Annotated in this window: 7 protein-coding genes; 3 read left to right on the forward strand and 4 right to left on the reverse strand. The window is 58.6% G+C overall.

Features of this window, described 5'->3' with window-relative positions; all coding sequences use genetic code 11:
- Positions 1 to 40 precede the first annotated feature (40 nt).
- Complete coding sequence (locus tag AC1RL4_RS29005) at positions 41 to 1,846, forward strand: cytochrome c biogenesis protein DipZ (protein WP_230175625.1); 1,806 nt, start codon at positions 41 to 43, stop codon at positions 1,844 to 1,846.
- A gap of 28 nt (positions 1,847 to 1,874) precedes the next feature.
- Positions 1,875 to 2,582, forward strand: a complete 708-nt coding sequence (gene msrA, locus AC1RL4_RS29010) for a peptide-methionine (S)-S-oxide reductase MsrA (protein WP_019582324.1) — start codon at positions 1,875 to 1,877, stop codon at positions 2,580 to 2,582.
- A 9-nt stretch (positions 2,583 to 2,591) separates the two neighbouring features.
- Here msrA and AC1RL4_RS29015 read toward each other — a convergent pair whose 3' ends face one another.
- Together AC1RL4_RS29015 and AC1RL4_RS29020 are read right to left on the reverse strand one after the other, a co-directional pair.
- Positions 2,592 to 3,605, reverse strand: coding sequence for a sensor domain-containing diguanylate cyclase (locus AC1RL4_RS29015; protein ID WP_019582323.1), 1,014 nt, complete (start codon positions 3,603 to 3,605; stop codon positions 2,592 to 2,594).
- A 75-nt stretch (positions 3,606 to 3,680) separates the two neighbouring features.
- On the reverse strand, positions 3,681 to 4,586 hold the full coding sequence (locus AC1RL4_RS29020; protein WP_019582322.1) for a LysR family transcriptional regulator: 906 nt from the start codon (positions 4,584 to 4,586) through the stop codon (positions 3,681 to 3,683).
- Positions 4,587 to 4,688: 102 nt separating this feature from the next.
- Between AC1RL4_RS29020 and AC1RL4_RS29025 the strand changes: the two genes are divergently transcribed.
- Positions 4,689 to 5,864 carry an aspartate aminotransferase family protein gene (locus tag AC1RL4_RS29025; RefSeq protein WP_230175624.1) on the forward strand — a complete coding sequence of 392 codons (1,176 nt, stop codon included), beginning with the start codon at positions 4,689 to 4,691 and terminating at the stop codon, positions 5,862 to 5,864.
- A gap of 122 nt (positions 5,865 to 5,986) precedes the next feature.
- Here the strand turns inward: AC1RL4_RS29025 and AC1RL4_RS29030 are convergent, their stop codons facing one another.
- On the reverse strand, positions 5,987 to 6,514 hold the full coding sequence (locus AC1RL4_RS29030; protein WP_096481045.1) for a P-loop NTPase family protein: 528 nt from the start codon (positions 6,512 to 6,514) through the stop codon (positions 5,987 to 5,989).
- A gap of 16 nt (positions 6,515 to 6,530) precedes the next feature.
- Complete coding sequence (locus AC1RL4_RS29035) at positions 6,531 to 8,468, reverse strand: alkaline phosphatase D family protein (protein ID WP_026331933.1); 1,938 nt, start codon at positions 8,466 to 8,468, stop codon at positions 6,531 to 6,533.
- Between the last annotated feature and the right edge of the window lie 348 nt (positions 8,469 to 8,816).

The following is an 8,816-nucleotide window of genomic DNA, read 5'->3' on the forward strand; positions in this document are numbered from 1 at the left end:
ATGGGCACTTCCTTTCACTCACTTCATGCAGGTCGACGTTATGTGGCTTCTGGCCCTCGCTTATCTCGGTGGTGTGCTGACGATTGTCAGCCCGTGCATTCTGCCGGTATTGCCCTTTGTCTTCGCTCGCACCGGGCAGCCGTTTATGAAAAGTGGCTTGCCGCTGCTGACGGGGATGGCACTGACCTTCGCGCTCGTCGCCTCGTTGGCGGCGGTGGGCGGCGGTTGGGTGGTGCAAGTCAATCAGTACGGTCGCTGGCTCGCGTTGCTGTTCGTGGCACTGTTCGGGCTGACGCTGTTGCTGCCGCGGCTGGCCGAACGCCTGACGCGTCCACTGGTGGCGGCCGGCGGTCGGCTGTCGGAAGCCGCGGGCGTAGATTCCCGTCCGCGTCCCGGCGCTTCATTCCTGATCGGCGTCGCCACGGGCCTGCTCTGGGCACCCTGCGCCGGGCCGATTCTGGGTTTGCTGCTGACCGGTGCGGCGCTGCAAGGGGCAAGCATCGCGACCACCCTGTTGCTATTGGCTTACGCGGCCGGTGCCGCCACTTCTCTCGCCGCGGCACTGCTGCTGGGCGGTAAAGTCTTCGCCGCAATGAAGCGCTCGATAGGCGCTGGCGAGTGGCTACGTCGTGGCCTGGGCGGCGCGATGCTGGTCGGTGTGGTGGCGATTGCCCTTGGGCTGGATACCGGGATTCTGGCGCGGGTTTCGACGGCGTCCACCGGCGGCATCGAGCAGGTGCTGGTTAACCGATTGGCCAGTAAGACACCGGCCAACAGCGGGACAATGATGGCGCAGATTCCACGGGCCGGCGATCAACCCGCTGGCAGCATGGCCGCTGGCGATGCGATGAAAGTGACCGCGAAGGCGCCGAGCGCGCTGCCGATTGAGGGCAGCCTTCCATCCCTGGATGGTGCCGTGCAATGGCTCAACTCGCCCCCACTCACCACCCAGGCCTTGAAGGGCAAGGTTGTGCTGGTGGATTTCTGGACTTACTCCTGCATCAACTGCCTGCGTACCCTGCCGTATGTGAAGGCCTGGGCCGAGAAGTATCGCGATCAGGGCTTGGTGGTGGTCGGTGTCCATGCGCCCGAGTTTGCCTTCGAACGGGATGTGGGCAATGTCACCAAAGCCATGAAGGACCTGGGCATCACCTACCCAGTGGCCATTGATAATGACTATAAGATCTGGCGTGCTTTCAACAACGAATACTGGCCGGCCCATTACTTTGCCGATGCTCAGGGACGCATTCGTTATCACCATTTTGGTGAAGGCAAGTACGCCGAATCCGAGCAAGTGATTCAGCAACTGTTGCGTGAGGCGGGGGCCGCGAAAGTCGCGCAGGGGCTGATCAATGCCAACGCCCAGGGTGTTCAACTCGCCCCGGACATGAATGAAGTGCAATCCCCCGAAACCTATGTCGGCTACCGGCGGATGGAGCATTTCGCCTCTGAAACCAGCCTGGTGCCGGACAAGGCGACTGCCTATAAGCCACCGTCACAACTGGCCCTCAATGACTGGAGCCTCGACGGTCAATGGGCTGTCGGTCCGGAGCGGGCCGTTTCAAACGCTGCGGCCAGTCGTATCGTCTATCGGTTTCACGCTCGCGATTTGCACTTGGTGTTGGGCCCCGGTGCTGACGGCAAACCGGTGCGTTTCAAAGTGTTGATCGACGGCAAGCCCCCAGGTGATGCCCACGGTATCGACGTCGCGCCTGATGGCAGCGGCAGCGTCACCGAGCAGCGGTTGTATCAACTGGTACGCCAGACCTCAGGCGTAAAGGACCGGACGTTCAGCATCGAGTTTCTCGATCAGGGTGTGTCGGCGTATGCGTTTACGTTTGGTTGACAGCCCCCATTCATTCAGGAGACAGCCCATGAAAAACCCATTCAACTGGCGTCGCACAATTCTGGGTTTGGCCGCCGCCACCGTTATCGGTCAGTGCTCTGCGTTCTCGTTCACGGGCGCCGAAGAGGCGGTCATCATCCCGGCGCCGACGCTTGACGAAACCACCCAGGCGCACAGCGAAACGGCGGTTTTTGCCGGCGGTTGCTTCTGGGGCGTCCAAGGCGTGTTTCAGCATGTCAAAGGGGTGAAAAATGCGGTTTCCGGTTATGCCGGTGGCGCAGCCAATACCGCTCAGTACGAGCGGGTCAGCGAGGGGGATACCGGCCATGCGGAGGCTGTCGAAGTGACCTTCGATCCCGCTCAGGTCAGTTACGGAACCCTGTTGCAGATCTATTTTTCGGTGGCTCACAACCCCACCGAACTCAACCGTCAGGGCCCGGACAGAGGCACCCAGTATCGGTCGGCGCTATTCCCGAAAAACACCGAACAGCAACGCGTCGCCCAGGCCTACATCACCCAGCTCGACGCTGCTCATTCATTCAACAAACCGATTGTCACCAAGCTGGAAAGCTACAACGGCTTCTACCCGGCGGAGGAGGAGCATCAGGACTTCCTGACCGAGCACCCGACGTACCCCTACATCGTGATCAATGACCTGCCGAAAGTGGCGCAGTTGAAGCAACTGTATCCGGATCGGTATCAGGAAAAACCAGTATTGGTAAAAGCGGGCATGTAGGCAGGCGGCTCAACCTGAAATCAGATTCTTGCCCGCGATTTTCGACCGATACAGCGCCTGATCGGCCCTGGCCAGCAACCCGGTCTGTTGTTCTTCTTCAAAGCGCTGCACCACGCCAAAACTCATGGTCACTTGATAGTCCCCGACCGGCAGCAGGCTCGCCAGGCCATGACGGATTCTTTCAGCGAGTGACCTGGCGTCGGCCAGCAAGGTATTGGGCAGGATCAGGATGAATTCGTCACCGCCCCAGCGCGCCAACAGATCACCTTTGCGCACGCAGTGCTTTACACTCTCGATCACTTGCACCAACGCTGCATCTCCCAGGGCGTGACCGTAGTGATCGTTGATGTTTTTGAAGTCATCGAGGTCCATGGCGATCAGCGACAGGGGTTCGCGGAAGCGTTGGGCACGGTCGCATTCCTTGGGCAGGGTTTTCTCCAGTCGATAGCGATTGGCGATGCCGGTCAGCACATCGGTTTCTGCCAATTTGCGATTTTCTTCGAGTTGAATCTGTAACTGCTGATTGACCCGGGACAACTCCCGAGTGCGTTCCTTGACGATGGCTTCAAGGGATTGATTACGCCGCTCCATTTCTTCGATCAGGCGTTTCTTGTCTTCGATGCTGCGGTGCGCGCCGATCATTCGCGCCACCGAGCCGTCGGCATTACGTGCCAGTACGTAGCCGCGATCCTCGATCCAGGTGTAAGTGCCATCGCGCATGCGGCAGCGATACTCGGCCTGATAACCGGGAGCGCGCTGATCCAGGTAGTCATCAAACAATGCCATGACCCGCGAATAATCGTCGGGGTGGATCACGTTTTCCCAGGTCAACACATTGTTGTCCAGGGAATGAGGCGTATAGCCGAGCATCTCGTACCACCCGGGGTTGCGATAGACGAACCCGGTGTTGGCGTTCCAGTCCCAGATGCCATCGCTGACCAGTTCCAGAACGGTGTGCAGCATGTCTTCGTTAAAATCTGACAGATCGAACTTCAACGGCTCGATTTTCGATGCATCACCCATCATCGGTCTCCCTGCCGTCCTGATATCAACGTGACTCGTCAGTCGAGGAGATTAATTCATGGCGTATTGCCCCGGCTAGTGTTTGCCCCACCACCGCAGTGCAAAGTCAACGAAGCTGCGCAATTTCGGCAAACGGTAGCGGTCCTGGGCGTACACCAGGTTCATCGGCCGACTTGGCAGTTGGTAATCCTGCATCAAGGCCACCAGTTTTCCGTCCCGAAGGTCTTGCTCCACCAGCGCATCGGGCACCATCACGATGCCCATGCCGGTTCGCGCCGCTTGATGCAGCCCCGCCGAGCTGTTGATCAACATCGGCCCGCTGACCGCCACCATGACTTCGCCTTCGGGCCCCTTCAGGCGCCATTGTTTGGCTACCGAGTGCCAGTCATCTCCGGCCGGGTAGGCGAAGGCCAGACAGTCATGGTGTTGCAGGTCGGCGGGTTTCTCCGGTGTGCCTCGACGCTCCAGATAATCCTTCGATGCGCACAGGGTCATCGTGTAGTCGATGAGCGGGCGAGAAATCATGTTGGACAGTTCGGTCGTGCCCAGACGAATCGCCACGTCGAAACCGTTGTCGAGCAAGTCCAGACGCTGGTTGGTCAAAACGACGTCGAGTTTGACTTGCGGGCAGCGCAGGGTGAACTCGCTCAGGGCCGGTGCGAGCCGTTCGGTGCCGAAGGTCAGCGGTGCGGTGATGCGCAGAGTGCCGCTCGGCTCGTCGAGGGTTTGTTCGGCCAGGCGTTCGGAATCAGCCACCAGCCCCAGCACTTCGAGACACCGCTGATAGTACGCCGTGCCGAATTCCGTCAAACGCTGACGCCGTGTCGTACGGTTGAGCAAGCGCACACCCAGGCGTTGCTCCAGAGCCCGCAGGTGATTACCGACCATGGTCGTGGACATTTCGCACTGCAAAGCGGCGGCGGTCATGCTGCCGGCTTCCACCACTCTTACGTAAACGGTCATTGCCTGGAATAAATCCATTATCAAGCCCAGCTTTAAAATGATTGAAGTATTTCAGTGTTTATCCAGCTCAGGTGGCTAACGATACTGCAAAAACACCGACTATTGATGGAGCTTGATGTCATGACCGCCACCTGCCTGATGAGCACTTACCAACCTTTGGCCCTGAGTTTCAGCAAAGGCCTGGGCACGCGACTGTGGGATCAAGCCGGTCGTGAATACCTGGACGCGGTGGCGGGCGTGGCGGTGACCAATGTCGGTCATTCCCATCCGCGAATCGTGTCGGCCATCAGCGAACAGGCTGGGTTGCTGTTGCACACATCCAACCTGTACAGCATCGACTGGCAACAGCGGCTGGCGCAGAAACTGGTTCGGCTATCGGGCATGGAGCGGGCGTTCTTCAATAACTCCGGTGCCGAAGCCAACGAAACTGCGCTGAAACTTGCGCGGCTTTACGGCTGGCACAAAGGCATCGAACAACCGCTGGTAGTGGTCATGGAGAATGCTTTCCACGGACGGACCCTCGGCACCTTGTCGGCCAGTGACGGCCCGGCGGCGCGCCTGGGGTATAACAAGTTGCCGGGGGACTTCATTAAAGTGCCATTCGGTGACCTCGCTGCCCTGGAAAAGGCGCAGAAAGCCCACGGCCCACGCATTGTGGCGATTCTGATGGAGCCGATTCAGGGCGAAAGTGGTGTGCAAGTGGCGCCGCCCGGTTATCTCAAAGCGGTGCGCGAGCTCTGTGACCGGCGCGCCTGGTTAATGATGCTCGACGAAATCCAGACCGGCATCGGCCGTACCGGCCAGTGGTTTGCGTTCCAGCACGAAGGCATCATCCCGGACGTCATGACCTTGGCCAAAGGCCTGGGTAACGGAGTGCCCATCGGTGCCTGCCTGGCTCGGGGCAGGGCTGCGGATTTGTTCACACCCGGCAGCCACGGCAGTACATTCGGCGGCAATCCGCTGGCGTGTCGGGTGGGTTGCACCGTGCTGGAGATCATCGAGGAACAAGGCCTGCTGGAAAACGCCAGACTTCAGGGCGAACGCCTGCTTGCCAGATTGCGCGTCGAACTGGCCGACGACCCGAACGTCCTGGTGATCCGTGGCCAGGGATTGATGATTGGCATCGAACTGGCCCAACCAATCCGCGATCTGACCTTGATTGCCGCGCGGGATCACGGATTGCTGATCAACGTGACACGGGGCAAGACCATTCGCCTGCTGCCACCGCTGACGATCGATGAGCGGGAAGTGGAAATGATTGTCAGAGGGGTGGGGCGGGCGGTGAAAGCGGCCTGACACCTTCTGTGTATACACCGCTTCCCTTTGTAGGAGCAGCTTCGGCAGCTCCTACAAAATCGGTGTCTCCCTCAGTGAAATAAGCCCCCAAGAAAATTGCGGGGGCTATCTTGCGGGGGCTATCAATTGGTTTGCTGCACCGTACTGACGAAAGCGGAGACTTCAGCCCGGTTCATCAGTTGGCGTTTCGACCCACTAAACCCTTCAAACAAACGCTGATGCGCGGCAAATCCACTGGACCCTTGGCGAGTACGGTAGCTGCCGGCCCAGTCGAGTAACGCTATCAGCAACTCTTCCTTCTCGTCCCGCCTCGCTTCTCGCTGGCGAATGTTGTTCACGCAATCTTCGTCCTCCAGACACAGCCAGATCAGCGCAGTGGCCTGCTCCACAAGTTCGCTGACCATCCAGCCGTAAACACCCTCGATAACCCAACGCTCTTCACTCGCCGCCACCCGCGCCATTCCCAGTGCTTCGTTGCGGGGACGGGCGATGCTGTGTTCATCGGATACCCAGTGAATCAGGTCGAGATCGGTCCAGGGCGCTTGCAGATGCTCGGCCATTCGTTTGGCCAGCCAGCTCTTGCCCGAGCCGGAGTTGCCGATGATCAGAGTTCGAGTGAGTTTTAGGGTGGCCGGGTAATGATTGCTCATGGTTATTCATGCAAAGTCAGTCGGCTGTTTCGGACACTTCTGGCGCAATCATTCGCGTCTTCGGCGATCCATCCGCATTGAATTGATAAATATCCTGTGGTTGACCCTTTTCATTGAAGAACACTTGACCAATTCCTGCCGAGTTCCACAGCCGTTCCCCAGCTTCGGCGTGTTCGGGAATGTGCGGAACAATGCGCATGCGTCGGCGTTTGGTCAGCCAGTTAAGGGGCGAGCGGGGCGAGTAGAGCCAACGGTTGAGGCGGTCGAACCATTCGAGCAAGGCGGGTGGGAATTCATTTTTGATACCGCTGCTGGTGATCTGCCAGATACGCGGGCCGGCCTTGCGGTGTCGGATCAATACTTCATAGACGAAGGAATAATGCACATCACCGGACAGCACCACGTAGTTACCGGGTGTGCGGGAGTGTCGGAAAATGTTCAGGATCACTTGAGCCGCGCCGCGATGAGCCATCCAGTTTTCGGCGTCCACCAGCAGTGGATAACCGCACCAACTGAACACGCGCTGTACGGTTTCGATCAGTTTGACGCCGAAGATCGGCGCCGGTGAAACGATGATCGCCGAAGGATGATCGAGCAATTCCTGTTGCAGCTCACTGAGCGCTTCCCAGTCCAGCAGGCCCGACGGCTGTTTGAGGTTCATCTCGCTGCGCCAGCGCCGGGTGCGGGTGTCGAGCACCACCAGCGCCGGGCGAGTGGGCAGCACGTAATGCCACTGCTGAAAACTCAGCAGTTCATCGATCAATTCGTCCTGGACCTCGCTGTCGAGGTGATGGTCTTGCCCCGTGACGCTCAATAAGCGGGTTTTTTCCAGTACGCTGCCAAACGCATCCGGGTTGTTGCCCCAACCCTGACACAACATATAAGCAAACAGCGCGTTGCCGATGATGCGCTTGGAGAACGGATGGTTGTAGGCCGTTTCCTCCCATTGCGCAGAGAGATTCCAGTCATCGGTAATATCGTGGTCATCGAAAATCATCAGGCATGGCAAATGCGCCATCGCCCGCGCGACACCACCCAGCCCCGCCTTGAACCCATCGATGCGCGTCTGCTCCAGGGCATAACGCTTGCGTCGTTCGGGCGTCAGTGTCGGTGGTTGCGGCGCGATCAGCGTCCAGGACGTTGGCGACCACACCAGCAGGTACATGGCCATGACTTCGGCGAAGGTCACCAAATGATTGTCGGCGCTGCTGCTGGTGAAAATCGGCTTACGCGCCCCACCGAAAAATCGCTCGCGCAGGGTTTCGTTGCTCTCAAGCGCCGGTAACAAATCCGCACGATGGTAGTAACTGGCCGGATGTTCGTAGAGTTTGGTGCTGTCGCTGACTACTGCGCCGTCGAGGTGTTCGTCGAACAACCCCAGATGTTCGATCAAGGCATGAATTGCACGCAGCATTGGTCCCGCGACATCATCCGCATACACCTGATCACCGCTCATCATTAATAGAGCCGGACGCTTGCTTGCGTCCGGCTCTGACGCGAGCAACCGGTCGACACACAGCAAGCCATCGGCCGCCGGATGGTGAGGTTTACGGCAGGAGCCATGCAGCAACTGATCGATCTGTGAGCGCAACACAAAGTTCGGGCAGCGCGCTTCGCCATATAGTAGGTGAGGTGCCCACTCGGCGATGCCCGACGGAGCGCCACCCGCCTCGGTGATCAGCAGGTCGTACTCGATCAGCGTGTCGCAGGGCAGGGCGGTGTTCAGTGGTACATCTATTAGATGAATAAAGGCATGAGTGCCGACGGGAATGATCGTGCATTGATCCGCATCGAGGCGGATATCGATGCCTTGCAGGCGCAGCGTCAGCGCCAGCGCACGCGACCCGACCAGCCAGAGCACCAGCCGCGCAGGTTCCAGGCGCCGCAATAACGGGCCGACGAGTACGGGTGGTAGTGATTGATGAGCGTCAGCTAATGGCAAAGACATAGACATCCCGTTCAAGACTCTTGGCGCAGAGGGGCGCGATCATAGCGCAGCTGGTAAAGAGGGCGGGTTTGTCGACGGGTAATGCAAGCAAAGCCTGGACAGCTCATGAGGCAGAAGTCGGTACTCCGCCTAAGCCGCATGGATTAGGTGAAAATAATTACAACAGGTGGTTGACCACCAAATAAAACACTGTATTATTCGCCTCCCGCTAACGAGGAGTTTGAAACTCAGTTGGCGGCAAGTAGTTGAATTTCATGAAGAAAATTTGAAATTTAGTGCTTGACAGCAACAGAGGCTGCTGTAGAATGCGCGCCTCGGTTGAGACGAAAGATCTTAACCAACCGCTCTTTAACA

This window comes from Pseudomonas sp. GW822-FHT07A10 (genome assembly GCF_058798795.1).